Here is a 15,764-nt window from a genome sequence, read left to right as displayed (position 1 = left end):
GGGCGGCTGAGGCACATGTGCTAGACGGCTAGCGGCTCCTCGTTGCGGCACAACGCTTTTCCGTGTGCTGCGGACCGATGTGGACGATGGGCGCGAAAAAGCCCCCTCACCCGCGTGAGGGGGCTTTGACGCACCGTGCTCACGGCACGATCAGCGGGACCTCCGGCGACGGGCCGTCCGACAGCGGGATCTGGTACCGCTGCGTCAGGTACGACGCGATCGTGTGGAACAGCGGCGCGGCCGAGTGCCCGACCGGCAGCGTCGTGTCCGGCGCGTCCAGCCGGATCCCGACCACGAACCGCGGGTGGTCGGCGGGCAGGATGCCGGCGAAGGTGATGTTGTAGAGGTGGTCGCTGTAGGCCTTCGTCCGCGGGTCGACCTGCTGGCCGGTGCCCGTCTTGCCGGAGATCTGGTAGCCCTCGACCGCCGCCGTCGGCGCGGTGCCCTTCTGCAGGCCCTTGCCGTTCTGCGCGACCGCGCGCATCATGTCGCGCACCGTCTTCGCCGTCTGCGGGTTGACCACCTGGACCTGCTTCGGCGCGGGCTCCGGCACGGTCGTGCCGTCCGGGTTCACCTTCGCCTTGACGATCCGGGGTTCGACGCGCAGGCCGTCGTTCGCGATCGCCTGGTACATCCCGGCCATCTGCAGCACGGTCATCGACAGGCCCTGCCCGATCGGCAGGTTGCCGAACGTCGTCGCCGACCACTGGCTGCGCGCCGGCACCGATCCCGCGCTCTCGCCGGGCAGGCCGACGCCGGTGCGCTGGCCGAGCCCGAACTTCTTGAGCAGGTCCGAGTAGCGCTCCTCGCCGATCTTCTGGGCGAGCAGCAGCGTGCCGATGTTGGACGACTTGGCGAAGATCCCGGTGGTGGTGAACGTCTGCGTGCCGTGCGTCCAGGCGTCGTGCACGGTCTTGTCGGCCACCTGCAGCGCGCCGGGCACCTGGACCGTCGACTCGGGGGTCGCGATGCCGTAGTCGATCGCCCCGGTCGCGGTGACCACCTTGTTGACCGAGCCCGGCTCGTACGGCGTGGTGACCGCCGGGTTGGCGAGGTCCTCGTTGGTCCAGGTCGACTGGTCGTTCGGGTCGAACGTCGTGTCGTTGGCCAGCGCGTAGACCTCGCCGGTCTTGGCGTCGAGGACGACCGCCTGCCCGCCCTTGGCGTGCGACTGCTGGACGTAGTCCGACAGCTGCCGCTGGACCTCGTACTGCAGGTCGGAGTCGATGGTCAGCTCGAGGTCCGACCCCGGCACGGCGGCCTGCAGGTCGCGCTCGGTGCCCGGGATGACGACGTTGTCGCTGCCGTTCTTCGTGTTGACCAGCATCCGGCCCGGCGTGCCCGCCAGGTCGTTGTCGCGCACCAGCTCCAGCCCGACCAGGCCGTGCAGGTTGTGCTTGGACACGTCCGGGTCGTCGGAGCGCCAGTTCGCGGCGCCGACGATGTTGGACGCCAGGCTGCCGCCCGGGTACTCGCGCAGCGCCCGCTTCTCCACCGCGATCCACGGGTAGTTCTTGACGATGTCCGCGGCGACCGACGGCTCGACGTTGTGTTCCAGGTAGGTGAACGACACCGGCTTGTGGAACAGGTCGAGCAGCTGCTGCTCGGTGAGCTGGTTCGGCACCTTGGCCGCGATGTACTTCGCGGCCGCCGCGGTCTCGTTGTCGAACGTCTTCTTCGTGCCGGGGTTCTTCGCGGCGAAGTCGTCCATGCTCTTGTGGAGCGCCTTGAGGTTCACCGACAGCGAGCGCACCTCGACGCTGAACGCCAGCTTGGCGCCGTTGCGGTCCACAATGGACCCGCGCTGGGCCGGGATGTCGATGGTCTGGGTGCGCTGCCGCTCGGCCGCGGCCGAGAGCGCCGCGGCGTCGAACCACTGCACCTGCACCAGTTTCACGCCCGCGACGAGCAGCACGGCGACCAGGATCAGGCGCACGGCGGAGAACCGGCCGCGGTGTCCGCCGTTGCCCCGCCGCGCGGCCGCGCTGCGCGTCCCCGCGGCGTAGGTCCGCCGCGCACTGCCCGTGGTCCGCGCGCGGGCCTGCCCCCGGCCGGCAGCCATCACTGGCCGGCTCCGGGCTGCGCCGGGGGCTGCGCGTCGGCCGGCACGGCGGGCTGGTCACCCTCGATCGGCGCGCCCTGCTGCGACTGGGTGCCCGCGGCGGGCGCGGCCGGCGGCGCGACCGGCGCCGCCGGCGTGTCCGCCTTCGCCTTCTTGGGCTCGCCGACGAGCGAGGTCTTCCCGTCCGGGCCGACGACGATGCGCGCCGGGTCGCCACCCGGCACCATGCCCAGCTGCTGGGCCGCGGGGGCCAGCGACGCGGGCGACTCCGCCTTCGCGACGTCGCGCTGCAGCTGTTCCTTCGTCTCGGCCAGGTTCGCGTTGGTGGTGCGCAGCTGCTCGAGCCGGTAGGAGTCGGCGATCGCCTGCGTGGTCAGCCACAGCGTGGTCGCCACGCCGGCGGCCAGCAGCGCCATCATCATCAGCACGAACGACGCGCGCGACTTCGGCAGCCGCAGCGTGAACTTGGGCTTCGGCTCCGCCGGTTCGGCCTTCGGCCGCGGGCGCGGCTCGCGCTCCTTGAGCAGGTCGGCCCGCTGGGCGCGGCGCGCGTAGGCGCGCTCGGCCGCGGACGTGCGGCCCCGCGACGCGCGGCGCGGCGCGGCCTTGCCCGGCTGGGTGGTCTGCGGCTCCGGCTCGACGGTGGTCGAGGTGCGGGCGGCCTCGCTGCGGCCCCGCGTCGCCGGCGCGGCCGGGCGGCGGGACTTCGCGGGAGCGGTCATCGCGGCTCTCCGATCCTCTCTGCGGCCCGCAGCCTCACCGAGGCCGCGCGCGGGTTCCGTTCGATCTCCTCTTCGCCGGCCTTTTCGGCGCCCCGGGTCAGGAGCTTCAGCTCCGGTCCGTGTCCCGGCAGTTCGACCGGGAGCCCCTCCGGGGTGCGGGACTTCGCGAGCTCGGCCAGCGCCTGCTTGACGAGCCGGTCTTCCAGGGACTGGTAGGACTCGACGACGATCCGGCCGCCGACCGGCAAGGCCCCCAGCGCGGCGGGCATGGCACGGCGCAGCACCTCCAGCTCGCCGTTGACCTCGATCCGCAGCGCCTGGAAGGTCCGCTTGGCCGGGTGCCCGCCGGTGCGGCGGGTGGCGGCCGGGACGGCGTCGTAGAGCAGCTCGACCAGGCGCCCGCTGGTGGTGAACGGCTCCTTCTCCCGCGCGGCCACGACGGCCTTGACGATCCGCTGCGCGAAGCGTTCTTCGCCGTAGTCCCGCAGGATCCGGATCAGCTCGCCGGGCGCGTAGGTGTTGAGCACGTCGGCGGCGGTGAACCCGGTGGTCGGGTCCATCCGCATGTCCAGCGGGGAGTCCTTCGAGTAGGCGAACCCGCGCTCGGCCCGGTCCAGCTGCATCGACGAGACACCGAGGTCGAACAGGATGCCGTCGGCCTTGGCGATGCCGAGGCCGTCGAGGGCTTCCGGGAGTCCGTCGTAGACGGTGTGCACGAAGTCGACGCGGTCGCCGTGGCGCGCGAGGCGCTCACCGGACTTCTCCAGCGCGGCGGGGTCGCGGTCGAGCGCGACGAGGTGCAGCCGCGGGAAGGCTTCGAGGAGGGCGTCGGAATGCCCGCCGAGACCGACGGTCGCGTCCACGAGGACGCCGTCGCGGTCGGCGAACACGGGAGTGAACAGCTCGACGATGCGGTCGAGCAGCACCGGGACGTGCTCGGGTGCCGTCATGTTCCCTCCCCCCTTTCTCGCCTGGGCGGCCCGGGGGAAATATGGCGGATGCCGTCAGGTCCCTGTCCGCCCGCTGCCGACCTGGTACCGGGGAAGGTGCACCAGGGCTGTTGAGCGGACAGAGGCCTCACGGCATCCGGGTGGGCTTCCCCCGTGGCGCGGGCGGCGAACCCCTCGTCCCCCGACGACGACGGTGCACCGCGTCCGCGCGTCTAGAAGACGCCCGGCAGTACTTCCTCTCGAGCCTTCGCGTAGCTGTCTTCGTGTTCCTCCAGGTAGCCCTGCCACGCTTGGGCGTCCCAGATCTCCAGCCTGGTGATCGCCCCGATCACCACGCACTCCTTGCTGAGCCCCGCGTAGCGGCGGAGCTCGGGCGCGATGCTGATGCGCCCCTGGCCGTCCGGCCGTTGCTCGTCCGTGCCCGCGAACAGGTAGCGCTGGTAGGCCCGAACCGCCTCGTTGGTGAACGGGGCCTCGGCGACCTTGCGCGCCATCTGCTCGAACTCGGCGCGGGGGAAGACGAAGAGGCAGTGGTCCTGCCCCTTGGTAAGCATCAGCCCACCCGCCAAGGCGTCACGGAACTTCGCGGGCAGCGCGAGCCGCCCTTTGTCGTCCAGCTTCGGGGTGTGGGTGCCGAGGAACACGGCCTCCACCTCCCTACCGCATCCGGTGGCGAACCTCCGTCTGCGGCTCCGGGGCTTCCCTTCCGCCCCACTGGCCACCACCGTACCCCACTTTTCACCACAGTCAACGCGGGAAACCGGCGGCTCACTCCGTCGTGTGGTCCGTTTGCGCAGGTCAGCAGGGTGGGGGCAGGTGGGGGGTGGTGTGGGGGACGGTGGCCAAGATCCCCCGCGCCGGGGGCCGGAGCAACCTCAGCTGTTCCCCATGCGTCCGCATAACGGCCGCGAAAGAACCCAGGGGGCTCGGTGTGGGGGCCGGTGGGGGCCCGGGGTGGGGCTGGGTGGGGACCCCGGGTGGGGCCCGGTGGGGATGCGGATGGGGCCCGGTGGGGATGCGGGTGGGGCTCGCGGTACGAAGGCTCAGCGCTCCCCCGGGTGCTGCGAGTCGGCAGCCTCCGGCACCGGTCAATCCTCGGGGGTCACCAAAGCCGCGATGCGCGACGCGAGCCGGGCGCTGTCTACCGGGCTCACGTTCACCCACTCCTGCCCACCCCGCCCCGCGGTCTTCGTCGCGCAGTAGGCCCCCACGTCGGTATCGAACCAAGTAAGCCCGCCGACCCGGGACACCCGCCCCGAAGCCTCCCGCCGGCTGACGCTGAACTGCCCCGCCGCATAAACCGGCCGAGCCTGGATCGCCAGCACCTCCTGCAGCTGAGCCGACGCCGCTCCCGAGGCGGCCGACGGGTCCGCCAACGCCGAGGCCGACAGGTTGATCCCGTACCCCGGCCCGGCCGTCAACTCCGGCAGCACGTCCACGACCGCCGTGCACAGCTCGCCCGCGCCGATCGAATCCAGCGCGATCGTCTGCTCCGGCTGGGTCGCCAGCACGCCGCGGCGACCGTGCACCGCCGTCACCGCGCGGAACGGCAAGTCCGACGTCATGTCCGCCAGCGCTTCGCACGCCACGTACACCTCGCCGGCCGCGAGCACCTCCAGCCGCGCAGCCAACGCCGGCTCTAGCCGGGACCCGTCGTACAAACCGCGGCCGGCCAGGTTCTCGTACACCGCCTTCCGCACCTCGGCACGTTCCTCCTCCGTCGCGCCGACGCTGCGCACCGTCAGCGGCTCCGGCGGGCGGTCGTGGCCCAGGTCCGTCCAGAGGATGTCGAACGCCGACGCGGAAACGCGGATCAAGCCGGCCCCAGCGTCGGGGGCGCCTCGAAGTCCGCGGCCGGCACGTGGCCGCGCAACGCCGCGTCGCGCGTCCGCATGACGTCGATCGCCTTCTGGCGCGCCGCTTCCGCCTCCGCCCGGCGGGCCGCCATCTCGTCGGCCAGCCCGGCCAGGACCAGCACGTTCCCGGACGACGCGGCGTCCCGGATCATCGACGCCGGGTCGTAGACCACCGGCGGCGGCATGTCGGCCCGGGCCCGCGCGGCCGCGTCCGCCTGCGCGCCGACGGCGCTGCCCACCGACGCCGAGACGGCGGCCGAGTGCGAGAGCCACTGCGCGGCCCGGCCCAGCGCCGCCCGCGCCGCGTCCCCCGCCTGGCCGCGCCAGTTCTCCTCCGACGACGAGACCAGCGCGGCGAGGTCGGCGGTCGACTCGTGCAGCCGTTTCGCCAGCCCGTCCCAGCGCGCGCCCGCCTCACCCGCGGCGACCGGGTCGTTGTCCCGCTCGACCTCCGCGGCCATGGCCTCGTGGCTGTAGGACTCGTACCGCGCGGACGGAACGGGGGGTTCGGGCACGGCGCACCTCTCTCAGGGCAGCTTCGGTTCGACCAGCCCGGCCACCGTGCCCGCGCGGCGGCAGGCGAGCGGGGTGTCCGAGAAGCCGGTGTTGCTGACGTCGATCTGGACGCTGGCCGCGTCGCCCACGCCGAGCAGCACGGCGCAGGTGCCGTCGGCGGCCTTCTTGTCCGCCACCTGCAGCGCCGGGTGCGCGCCGACCGTGGTCTTCGTGGCCGTCTTCTTCGCGACCTCGAGGTCGGCCAGGCCGTCGGTGTCGCTGAGGGTCACGGTGACGCCGAAGGTGCCGGGCACGCTCCAGTCGCACGCGCGGGCGCCGGCGATGTCCTTGGGCTTGCCGAGGACGCCGATCCCCGCGGTCGAGCGGTCCTGCGGGGTGAGCAGCGCGCACGGGTCCATCGCGGCCAGGCCGGTCCAGGCCACGGGCGGGGGCTCGGCGGTGGCGGAAGCCGACGCGTGCCCCGCGGTGGCGGGTTCGGCGGACGGCTGCTGCCCGCAGCCGCCGAGCAAGAGGAGAAGGACAGGCGTGAGCCACCCGACCTTCCGCTGCCGGCGCACCCCCGGCTCCTCGCGCACTCGGTCAGCCACCCGTGCAGTCCACTCCGTCCGCCGCCTGCTCGTCGGCGTGCTGGTACTTCGCCAGCGCCTGGCCGATCCGGTGCTTCAACGTCTCGAGCTCCTTGCCGAACGCCGTCAGCTGCTGGACGGCCGAGCCCCGGCCGCCGATGCCGTACTCGGCCATGAACTTGCCGATCTCCCCCGCGTACCCGCCGCCGAGCGGCACGGTCCGGCCGAGCACCTTGGCCTCGCGGACCATCTCGCCGACGACGTCCTGCAGCTGACCGAGCTTCGCGTAGGCGTCCGTGGCCAGCTCGGGCGCGACCGCGAACCCGCGGACGTCGTACGTCTGCCCCCGCACCTCGCTCATGAGCGGTTACGCCTCTCCGTAGCCGGGCGAACTCGTATCGGAGCATAGAACAGCGCGGGGTGTCAGCGGGAGCGCCCAGAATCGGGTGACAACACACCCGTTCGGGGTATCGTCCCTGCTTGCGCAGTGTCATCGATCGTCATGCCGGGCGTGTTCCCCGGGGCTTCCCGGGGTTCCGCCCCCAGGTTCGCCCGGGTTTGACACACTGGGTGGAAGGCTGGTCGCTGCGCGCGGACAGCAGCGATGGGGGCCGTTCGGGCCCGGCGGTGCGCACGGTGCGCGCGGCCATGCGCCACCAGGAGGTCGAGTGACGTCGAGAATCCAGTCTGCGACGCCCGGATCGGGCGAGCAGGCAGCCGGACGGCCGCCTTACCCGGCGGAGTCCACGGGCAACGGCCGGGCCCCCGGCCGCCCCGCCAGAGTGTCGCTGGACGAACTGCACGAAACCGCGCGGCGGATCGCCGCCAACGTCGAGCGGGTCCTGGTCGGCAAGCCCGACGTCATCCGGATCGCGCTGGTCACGCTGCTCGCCGAGGGCCACCTGCTGGTCGAGGACGTGCCCGGCGTCGGCAAGACGTCGCTGGCCAAGGCGCTGGCCCGGTCGATCGACTGCACGGTCAGCCGCATCCAGTTCACGCCGGACCTGCTGCCCAGCGACGTCACCGGCGTCTCCATCTACAACCGGCAGAGCGGCGGGTTCGAGTTCCGGCCCGGCCCGGTGTTCGCGAACATCGTGGTGGGCGACGAGATCAACCGCGCCTCGCCGAAGACGCAGTCGGCGCTGCTGGAGTGCATGGAAGAGCACCAGGTCACCGTCGACACCTCGACCTACCACCTCGAAGAGCCGTTCATGGTGATCGCCACCCAGAACCCGATCGAGATGGAAGGCACCTACGCCCTCCCCGAGGCCCAGCGCGACCGCTTCACCGCGCGGGTTTCCATCGGCTACCCCGACCAGCAGGCCGAGCTGGCCATGGTCGACGAGCACGCCGGCCACAACCCGATGGACGACCTGCAGCCGGTGTCCGACGGCGAGACCGTGCACCGGCTGATCGAGACGGTCCGCGGCGTGCACATGGCGCCGGAGGTCCGCCGGTACGCCGTCGACGTCGTCGCGGCCACCCGCCAGGTCCCGGAGATCCGGCTCGGCGCGTCCCCGCGCGCGACGCTGCACCTGGTCCGCGCGGCGCGGGCGCAGGCGGCGCTGTCCGGGCGCGACTACGTCGTACCGGACGACCTGCACACGGTCGCGGTGCCGGTGCTCGCGCACCGCCTGGTGCTGACCACCGAGGCCCACGCGGCGCGCCGGTCGGCGACCGACGTCGTGCGGGCGGTGCTGCACCGGGTGCCGGTGCCGCAGGGCTCCCGGCCCGGTGCCAATCCGACCCAAAAGTAGGCCGGCCCCGGAGCGGAACTTGTCCATCGCCGCAAAAGCCATCCGGCCGTGACTGTGGTCGGATTGGCACCAACTGCACAGTAACCGCCCTCGAAGGGGAGAAGGACGACGTGCTGCGTGCCCTGTCCGGCCTGACCACCCGCGGCCGCTGCCTGCTGGCCGCGGGGCTGGCGGCCGCGGTGTGCTCGTTCGTGCTCAACGAACGCGACCTGCTGCGGGTCGCCGTCTTCGTGGTGGCGCTGCCGCTGCTGGTGGCCGTGTTCATCTCGGCGACCCGGCTGCGCATCGGCGCCACCCGCGCACTGCACCCCCAGCGCGTCGCGGTCGGCGGCGCCGGCGAGGTGCAGCTGGAGCTGTGGCGCAGCGGGCGGCTGCCGGCCGGCGAGATCCTGCTCGAGGACGGCGTGCCGTACGCGCTGGGCTCGCGGCCGCGGTTCGTCGTCGAACGCCTCCCGCACGACCGGAAGGTCGCGCTGCGCTACCCGCTGCAGCCGGTGCTGCGCGGGATCCAGCAGGTCGGGCCGCTGCGCGCGACCATCACCGACCCGTTCGGGCTGTGCGAGTTCGAGCGCGAGCTGATCGGGCACTCGCGGCTGGTCGTCGTGCCCCGGGTGGTGCCGCTGTGGGGCCTGCCGAGCGGCGCGGGCATCGGCGTCGGCGACGACGGCACGGTCCGGCTGCACGCCGGGCAGGGCGAGGCCGACGTGATCGTCCGCCAGTACCGCCAGGGCGACGACCTGCGCAAAGTCCACTGGCGCTCGACCGCGCGCCGCGACGAGATCATGGTCCGCGTCGAGGAACGGCCGTGGCGCGGCGGCACGACGGTGCTGCTCGACCACCGCGCGGCCGCCCACCACGGCAGCGGCCCGGCCGCGAGCCTGGAGTGGGCGGTGTCGTTCGCGGCGTCGGCGGCGGTGCACCTGCGCCGGTCCGGGCACCGCGTCCGGCTGGTCAGCGAGCACGGCGTGACGCTCGCCGACACCCCGGGCGAGGGCGGCGACCACTACGACAACGTCGTGCTCGACGCGCTGGCGGCGCTGCAGCCGGCGCACCAGCGCGACATCACGCTGGCCGGCGACCCGGGCGAGGGCCAGGAGCTGATCGCCGTGCTCGGCACGGTCAGCACCGAAGCGGTGCACGAGCTGGCCCAGTACCGCCCGCGCGGGATCCGGAGCCTCGCGGTCCTGCTGGACACGCCGACGTGGTCGGCAGGGGTGAGCGCACCTGAGCAGCGCGCGGCGGCGACGGAGGATTCGGCGGCGTTGCTGCGAGCGGCCGGCTGGGGCGTGGTGATCGCCGGGCCGGGCTCGCCGATGCCGCAGGTGTGGGCCGAGCTGTGCAGAAGCGGCGCCCGCCGCGGCACGCTGATCGGCGGTCCGCGATGAGCACCACTGCTCCGCCCCGGCCGTCCGGTTCCTCCGCGACCCCGCCTCGGCGTCCCGCTTCCCAGCACCCGCTCTCCGCCTGGCGCGGCAGCCTGCTCGCGCCCGCGGCCGCCGGGATCGCGACCCTCTGCGCCGCCACCTCGGTCACCAGCGTCGTCTCGGGGCTCGCCTGGTTCGGCTACCTCTTCGTCGCCGTGCTGCTGATCGCCGCCACCGGGCTCGCGCTGCGCTCGCTGCAAGTGCCGACCGTGCTCGTCGGGCTCGGCCAGCTCGTCGTCCTGCTCTTCCTCATCACCGGCGCGTTCACCACGCACGGCATCCTGCAGGTCATCCCCGGTCCGGAAGCGTTCGGCGAGATCGGCAACACGCTTTCGGCCGCCGCCGAACAGATCCGCGTCGGGCTGCCACCGGTCGAAGGCAGCCAGCCGATCCTGTGCCTCGTGACGATCCTGATCGGCCTGGTCGCCGTCCTGGTCGACACGCTCACCGTCGCCGCCGCGGCACCCGCCGCCACCGGGCTCGTCCTGCTCTGCGTCTACGCCGTGCCGGCCGCGCTCTCCGAGGAAATGCTGCCTTGGTGGACGTTCCTGCTCGGCGGGGCCGCGTTCGCCGGCCTGCTGGCGGTCGACGGCAACCACCGGCACCGGCGCTGGCGGACCCGGGAAGCGCCCGGGCGCAGCGGCAAGCCGGGCGTGCTGTCGGCGCCGGTCGCGGTCGTGGCCGCGGCGATCGTGCTCGGCCTGTTCGGCGGCGCGATCACCTGGGTCGGCACGGTCGGGCGGATCCCGTTCGGCAACGGCGGCGACGGCCCCGGCGCGGGCGCCGGCGGCTTCGGCATCCAGCCGTTCACCGAGCTGCGCGGCATGCTCGACCAGGGCGCCAACCGCGAGCTGTTCAAGGTCCGCGGCCTCGGTACCGACCGGCGGCTGCTGCGCGCGATGACGCTGGACACCTACTACCCCAACAAGGGCTGGGGCCTGCACGACGAAGGCCGTTCGCAGCAGGGCGTCCCGGTCGGGCCGCAGCTGCCGCCCGCTCCGGGCGACGACGGCAGCGGCGCCGCGCGCCGGATCGACGTCGAGCCGGCGAGCTGGCGCGACAACTGGCTGCCGGTGTACGGCGCGCCGCGGGTCATCGACGGCGCCGCCAACGGCTACCTCTACGACCAGGTCAGCGGCACGGTCTTCACCACGCGCAGCGAGGCCCCGCCCGCCTACACCGAATACGCGTCGCTGAAGGAGCCCACGGCCCAGGAGCTGCGCGTGACGCCGCGGGTCGACGACCTGCCGCCGCGCTACACGCAGATCGACCGCGTCGACGACCGCGTCCGCGCGAAGACCCAGCAGCTGATCGCGAACCAGGCCAACGACTTCGACCGCGCGTCGGCGATCTGGCGCTACTTCACGGCGCAGAACGGGTTCGTCTACGACACGAAGACCGCGCCGGCGAACGACGCCGACGCGCTCGCCGACTTCATCCTCAACGGCAAGCGCGGCTTCTGCGAGCAGTTCGCGTCGGCGATGGCGGTGATGCTGCGGGTCGCGGGCATCCCGTCGCGCGTGGCCATCGGGTTCACGCCGGGCGTGCAGGTCAACGACTACCTGTCGATCACCACGCAGGACGCCCACGCGTGGGTCGAGGCGTACTTCGGCGACAAGGGCTGGGTGACGTTCGACCCGACGCCGCTGTCCGACGGCCGCGGCATCACCCCGTCGTACCTGCAGGCCGGGACCCAGGACGGCAACCAGCCCAACGACACGCAGGTGGCGCCGAGCACGGTCCAGTCGAGCGCGGCGCCGACCGGCGCGCCGCGCGACACCGAGCAGAACCAGCAGGCGCAGGGCCCGCAGGCCACCGACGAGGGCACGCCGCCGTGGGTGTGGTGGCTCGTGGGGGCGCTGGTCGCGCTCGCGGTGCTGACGACGGTCCTGGTGGTCGTCGGCGGGCGCCGCAGACGACCGGACCGGGAGCCCGCGGCGACCGGGCTCGGCGCGCTGCTCAAGAACTGGCTGCCGCTGATCGCGGCGGCGTTGTGGGTGGCGGTGCTGGGCGTGCTGACCTGGCTGGTGGCGTGGTGGTTCAGCCTGATCGTGGTGCTGCTGCTGGCGGGTCTGCTGGGCCCGTCGGCCGCCCGCGACGTCGGACGGCGCCGCCGGCTGCAGGAGATCGTCGCCCAGCGCCCCGGCGCGGCGGACGCGGCGTGGTCCGAGCTGCGGGCCGAGTGCGCCGACCGCGGGCTGCCGATCCCGCCGAGCGACACGGTCCGCGTCGCGGGTCAGAAGCTGGCGGCGAAGCACCACCTGGACGACGAGGGTCGCGACGGTCTCCGCACGGTGATCGGCGTGGTCGAGAAGTCCTGGTACGGCGAGGACGGCCAGGCGGACCCGACGCTGCCGTCGGCGTTCGACCACCTGCGGCGAAGCCTGCACCGGAACGCGCCGCTGTCCTGGAAGGGCCGGCTGTTCCCGAAGTCCCTGTTCCGCGGCCGCGACTGACCCCGGGCGTCACCCGGCCGGGTGTCACCCGCTGTCACCGCGAGTGCGGCTGACGACTTGAGCACACAAGAAGATCCGCGTCCCGGCCGGGACGCGGATCTTTTGGTCTTGCGGCGCTACTGTTCCTCGAAGCGCTGGCGGAAGCGCTCTTCCATCCGCTGGGTGAACGAGCTCCGGCGGCCCGACTGCTTGGCCCCGCGAGATCCCGATCCACCGCCCTTGCCGTCTCCGTCGGCGCCGTGCCGAATCGATGTGACGGCCAACATGACCCCGAAGAACATCACGAGGAACCCGAGCACGCTGATCAGCGGGATGTCGGCCACCCGGAACTGCGGCACCACCACGCCCAGCACCAGCAGGGCCACGCCCACTACGAACAGGGCGATGCCCTGGATACGCCGTCGGCGAGCGGGGCGACGCAACCGGGTGCCACGCACCGTGGATGCGAACTTGGGGTCCTCGGCATAGAGCTCGCGCTCGATTTGATCGAGCAGCCGCTGCTCATGCTCGGAGAGTGGCATCTTTCCTCCTCCGGCACAGCTGTCGCGGGCGCCGGGCCGCGCAACGTCCTGGACCCAACAGCCAACCCCAGGCGGGGTGGCACTGTCCAGGATACGAGGCCCGCGCCCGGACGACTACCCGATCCCGCATCCAGAAGGGATCGAATTGGGCTAAATCCTTCCGGATCGGGGTTGCGGACGGTCACCGTCGCGGGTTGTGACCGATTGACGCCCCGCACGGCGATGTGGGGGACGGCTGGCGGAGGTGGAAATCACGCGCTGTGAACGGCGCGGCGAGGGCGCTGTAGCGGCGGTTTGCCGCGGGTGCCGAGGGCAACTCACACGGGCTCGGTGCAGCGCGCACGGCGGCCGTGAATTGCGGGCAATGCGAGTGGATCGGCGCGAGAGGGGAGGGAGTTCGGGCTCGCCGCGGTGGAGTGCGGGGCGGGCGACCAGCCTCCTCGCTCGAGAGATTCTGCCGGGCTCGCCGCCGCGAGGCGGCGGCGACAGCCGCGGTGCAGGTACCACCCGGCCAGGCTCAATAGCGCCAAAACAACCGCGGCGTGGGCCATCGGCCTGCCAACCCGAGAGATTCCGCCAAGCTGACCGCCGCGAAGCGGCGGCGGCAGCAGCGGTGCAGGTCATCACCGACCTGCCAGGCGCCCACAGCCCGGCCCCGCTCCCACCCGCGGCCACGGCCCCACCCCGGCCTCCTCCCGGCCCGGCACCCCTCCCGGCCCCTCCCAGCCCGGCCCGGCCCGGCCCAAAACCCCTGCCCGAACCGGAAAACCCTCATCCCTCCCGCGGCCCCAGCAGCGAAGCCGGCCGCACGGCCGCCGAGCCGAACTTGGACCTCGCCACGTCCGCCGCCACCTCGGCGTCCCGCCAGCGGGGCGCCGGGGACTCGAACACCAGCTGCTCCCCCGCCTCCCCCGTGTCGAGCCCCTCCACTCGCACCCCGATCAACCGCACGGCCCCCGTCGGCGCGTGCTCCGTGAGCAACGCCACCGCCACCGCGTGGATCTCCCTCGCCACATCCGTCGCCGACACCAACGTGCGAGCCCGGGTGATCGTCCGGAAGTCCGCGAACCGCACCTTGATCGACACCGTCCGCCCGCGGATCCCCCGCGCCCGCAGCGTCGCGCCCACTCGCTCGGACAGCCTCAACAGCTCCAGCCCCAGCGCGCCGCGGTCGTGCCGGTCCACGTCGAACGTGTGCTCCGCGCCGATCGACTTCTCCGGGGAATCCACCACCACCGCGCGCTCGTCGACGCCGTGAGCCAGCCGGTACAGGTGCTCGCCCACCGCCGCGCCCAGCGACTTCTTCAGGCGGTCCGGCGGGAACGCCGCCACGTCCGCGATCGTGTCCAGCCCCAGCCGGCGCAGGCTCTCCTCCGTGCGCGCGCCCACTCCCCACAGCGCCGACACCGGCAGCGGGTGCAGGAACGCCAGGGTCTCCGCCGCCGGCACCACCACCATGCCGTCCGGCTTCGCCATCCCCGACGCCAGCTTCGCGACGAACTTGACCTTCGCCACCCCCACCGAGCACGTGATCCCGTGTTCCGCCGCCACCCGGGCCCGGATCTGCGCACCCAGCGACGCCGGAGTCGCGCCCAATCGCCGCAACGCGCCGCTGACGTCCAGGAACGCCTCGTCCAGGCTCAACGGCTCGACCAGCGGCGTCAGCTCGCGGAAGATCCCCATCACGCCGCGGGAGACCTCGCTGTAGAGCCCGCCGGTCGGCGGGATGTTGATCAGGTGCGGGCAGAGCCGCTTCGCCGTCGAGAACGGCATCGCCGAGCGCACGCCGAACTTCCGCGCCGGGTAGTTGGCCGCGGCCACGACCGCGCGCGGTCCGCCGCCGGACACCACGACCGGCTTGTCCGCCAGCTCGGGCCGGGTGCGCAGCTCGACGGACACGAAGAACGCGTCCATGTCGACGTGCAGCATCCCGCACCCGGTGTCGTCCGGTGGCGGTTCGCCCGCCCGGACCCGGAACCGGGCCATCCCGCCCGGCAGCTCAGCATTTCGCCCCACCCCGAGGACGCTACCGGGCACCACCGACAGTTTCGGGCCGACCGCGACCGAGACGGCCGAAACCCGCCGGAAGGGTCAGGCGAGCCGCGCGACGGCGTGCAGCCGGCCCGCGATGTCCCGCAGCGCCGGCGACCCCGCCGCCACCCGTTCGAACTCCGCCAGCTCGTCCTCGCGGACGTCGCCGGGCACCAGGTCGGAGATCACCCGGTCGCCCTGCAGCAGCGTGACCTCCAGGCCGGCGGCCTCCAGGTCGGCGCGCAGGCCGGCCGCGGAAAAACGGCGCAGGACCGTGTCACCCGCGACGACGCCGTCGACGCTCTCGAGCAGCTGCCGCGCCTCGCCCACCCGGCCCGCCAGCGCGCGGTGCAGGACCGCCGCGTGCCGGTTCGCGACCAGCACCGACACCACGCCGCCCGGGGCGACCGCCGTGGCCAGCGCGGTGAGCACCGCGGCCGGGTCGTCGACGATCTCCAGCAGCCCGTGCGCCAGCACCAAGTCGGCCGAGTCCGCCTCGACGTACCGGCCCAGCGCGTCGGAGTCGTCCGCGACGACCGTGATCAGCTCGGAGACGCCCACCTCCTCGGCGCGCCGCTTCAGCGTCGCGAGGGCGTTCGGGCTCGGCTCGACGACGGTCACCCGGCAGCCCGCCGCCGCGAACGGCACCGCCCAGCCGCCGCTGCCGCCGCCCACGTCGACGACGCGGGGGTGCTCGGCGCCCCGGGCGCGAGCGGCCTCGATCTCGGCCTCGAGCACCCGGCGGACGGCGCCCGAACCCCGGGCGGCCACGGTCTCCGTCTTCATGCCGCACAGGGTAGTGCCCGCCCTCGCCCGCCTCCCGGGCTCCTCCCTTCGAGTGACTGTGCCGTTGGTTACCCACCCGACTACAGGCACGGCCGATGACTTTCGCAGCAATGGTCT

Annotated in this window: 14 protein-coding genes; 3 read left to right on the top strand and 11 right to left on the bottom strand. The window is 73.2% G+C overall.

Annotated features, from left to right (window positions below):
* Nucleotides 1-139: 139 nt before the first annotated feature.
* From ACIRSS_RS41555 to ACIRSS_RS41520, 8 genes are all read right to left on the bottom strand, one after another.
* Complete coding sequence (locus tag ACIRSS_RS41555) at nucleotides 140-2,062, bottom strand: peptidoglycan D,D-transpeptidase FtsI family protein (protein ID WP_400905235.1); 1,923 nt, start codon at nucleotides 2,060-2,062, stop codon at nucleotides 140-142.
* Nucleotides 2,062-2,784, bottom strand: coding sequence for a hypothetical protein (locus tag ACIRSS_RS41550; protein WP_400905232.1), 723 nt, complete (start codon nucleotides 2,782-2,784; stop codon nucleotides 2,062-2,064). The genes ACIRSS_RS41555 and ACIRSS_RS41550 overlap by 1 nt, the downstream gene beginning before the upstream one ends.
* Complete coding sequence (rsmH, locus tag ACIRSS_RS41545; RefSeq protein ID WP_400905230.1) at nucleotides 2,781-3,734, bottom strand: 16S rRNA (cytosine(1402)-N(4))-methyltransferase RsmH; 954 nt, start codon at nucleotides 3,732-3,734, stop codon at nucleotides 2,781-2,783. The genes ACIRSS_RS41550 and rsmH overlap by 4 nt, the downstream gene beginning before the upstream one ends.
* Before the next feature lie 212 nt (nucleotides 3,735-3,946).
* Nucleotides 3,947-4,378: a division/cell wall cluster transcriptional repressor MraZ gene (gene mraZ / locus ACIRSS_RS41540; RefSeq protein WP_086670270.1), complete on the bottom strand. Its 432-nt coding sequence runs from the start codon at nucleotides 4,376-4,378 to the stop codon at nucleotides 3,947-3,949.
* Between the two features lie 444 nt (nucleotides 4,379-4,822).
* Complete coding sequence (locus tag ACIRSS_RS41535; protein ID WP_400905228.1) at nucleotides 4,823-5,551, bottom strand: ESX secretion-associated protein EspG; 729 nt, start codon at nucleotides 5,549-5,551, stop codon at nucleotides 4,823-4,825.
* Nucleotides 5,548-6,105, bottom strand: a complete 558-nt coding sequence (locus tag ACIRSS_RS41530) for a PPE domain-containing protein (RefSeq protein WP_400905226.1) — start codon at nucleotides 6,103-6,105, stop codon at nucleotides 5,548-5,550. The genes ACIRSS_RS41535 and ACIRSS_RS41530 overlap by 4 nt, the downstream gene beginning before the upstream one ends.
* A 12-nt stretch (nucleotides 6,106-6,117) precedes the next feature.
* Nucleotides 6,118-6,693: a DUF3558 domain-containing protein gene (locus ACIRSS_RS41525; RefSeq protein ID WP_400905223.1), complete on the bottom strand. Its 576-nt coding sequence runs from the start codon at nucleotides 6,691-6,693 to the stop codon at nucleotides 6,118-6,120.
* Entirely contained in the window at nucleotides 6,686-7,033 is a 348-nt protein-coding gene (locus ACIRSS_RS41520) for a hypothetical protein (protein ID WP_400905221.1), read from the bottom strand. The genes ACIRSS_RS41525 and ACIRSS_RS41520 overlap by 8 nt, the downstream gene beginning before the upstream one ends.
* A 307-nt stretch (nucleotides 7,034-7,340) precedes the next feature.
* Here ACIRSS_RS41520 and ACIRSS_RS41515 point away from each other — a divergent pair, with 307 nt between their 5' ends.
* The 3 genes from ACIRSS_RS41515 (at nucleotide 7,341) to ACIRSS_RS41505 (ending at nucleotide 12,309) form a co-directional block, all read left to right on the top strand.
* Entirely contained in the window at nucleotides 7,341-8,429 is a 1,089-nt protein-coding gene (locus tag ACIRSS_RS41515; protein ID WP_400905218.1) for an AAA family ATPase, read from the top strand.
* Nucleotides 8,430-8,539: 110 nt separating this feature from the next.
* Nucleotides 8,540-9,814, top strand: a complete 1,275-nt coding sequence (locus ACIRSS_RS41510; RefSeq protein ID WP_400905216.1) for a DUF58 domain-containing protein — start codon at nucleotides 8,540-8,542, stop codon at nucleotides 9,812-9,814.
* Entirely contained in the window at nucleotides 9,811-12,309 is a 2,499-nt protein-coding gene (locus ACIRSS_RS41505) for a transglutaminaseTgpA domain-containing protein (protein WP_400905215.1), read from the top strand. The genes ACIRSS_RS41510 and ACIRSS_RS41505 overlap by 4 nt, the downstream gene beginning before the upstream one ends.
* Nucleotides 12,310-12,425: 116 nt before the next feature.
* Here ACIRSS_RS41505 and ACIRSS_RS41500 read toward each other — a convergent pair whose 3' ends face one another.
* The 3 genes from ACIRSS_RS41500 to ACIRSS_RS41490 all read right to left on the bottom strand — a co-directional run bounded on the left by ACIRSS_RS41500 (nucleotide 12,426) and on the right by ACIRSS_RS41490 (nucleotide 15,647).
* Nucleotides 12,426-12,830, bottom strand: coding sequence for a DUF3040 domain-containing protein (locus ACIRSS_RS41500; RefSeq protein WP_372666942.1), 405 nt, complete (start codon nucleotides 12,828-12,830; stop codon nucleotides 12,426-12,428).
* Between the two features lie 771 nt (nucleotides 12,831-13,601).
* Nucleotides 13,602-14,816, bottom strand: coding sequence for a DNA polymerase IV (gene dinB, locus ACIRSS_RS41495; protein WP_400905910.1), 1,215 nt, complete (start codon nucleotides 14,814-14,816; stop codon nucleotides 13,602-13,604).
* Nucleotides 14,817-14,921: 105 nt separating this feature from the next.
* A complete protein-coding gene (locus ACIRSS_RS41490; protein ID WP_400905213.1) occupies nucleotides 14,922-15,647 on the bottom strand; it encodes a methyltransferase domain-containing protein in 726 nt (241 codons plus the stop codon).
* Nucleotides 15,648-15,764 lie beyond the last annotated feature (117 nt).

This window comes from Amycolatopsis sp. NPDC101161, from assembly GCF_044768185.1.
Taxonomy (GTDB): Bacteria; Actinomycetota; Actinomycetes; order Mycobacteriales; family Pseudonocardiaceae; genus Amycolatopsis.
This window is presented reverse-complemented; position numbering and strand designations above follow the sequence as displayed.

Excerpts from the sequence above, each read along its gene's own strand:
- ACIRSS_RS41555 (WP_400905235.1), bottom strand. The coding sequence starts at position 2,062 with ATGGCTGCCGGCCGGGGGCAGGCCCGCGCGCGGACCACGGGCAGTGCG.
- ACIRSS_RS41550 (WP_400905232.1), bottom strand. The coding sequence starts at position 2,784 with ATGACCGCTCCCGCGAAGTCCCGCCGCCCGGCCGCGCCGGCGACGCGG.
- rsmH (WP_400905230.1), bottom strand. The coding sequence starts at position 3,734 with ATGACGGCACCCGAGCACGTCCCGGTGCTGCTCGACCGCATCGTCGAG.
- ACIRSS_RS41520 (WP_400905221.1), bottom strand. The coding sequence starts at position 7,033 with ATGAGCGAGGTGCGGGGGCAGACGTACGACGTCCGCGGGTTCGCGGTC.
- ACIRSS_RS41505 (WP_400905215.1), top strand. The coding sequence starts at position 9,811 with ATGAGCACCACTGCTCCGCCCCGGCCGTCCGGTTCCTCCGCGACCCCG.
- ACIRSS_RS41500 (WP_372666942.1), bottom strand. The coding sequence starts at position 12,830 with ATGCCACTCTCCGAGCATGAGCAGCGGCTGCTCGATCAAATCGAGCGC.
- dinB (WP_400905910.1), bottom strand. The coding sequence starts at position 14,816 with ATGGCCCGGTTCCGGGTCCGGGCGGGCGAACCGCCACCGGACGACACC.
- ACIRSS_RS41490 (WP_400905213.1), bottom strand. The coding sequence starts at position 15,647 with ATGAAGACGGAGACCGTGGCCGCCCGGGGTTCGGGCGCCGTCCGCCGG.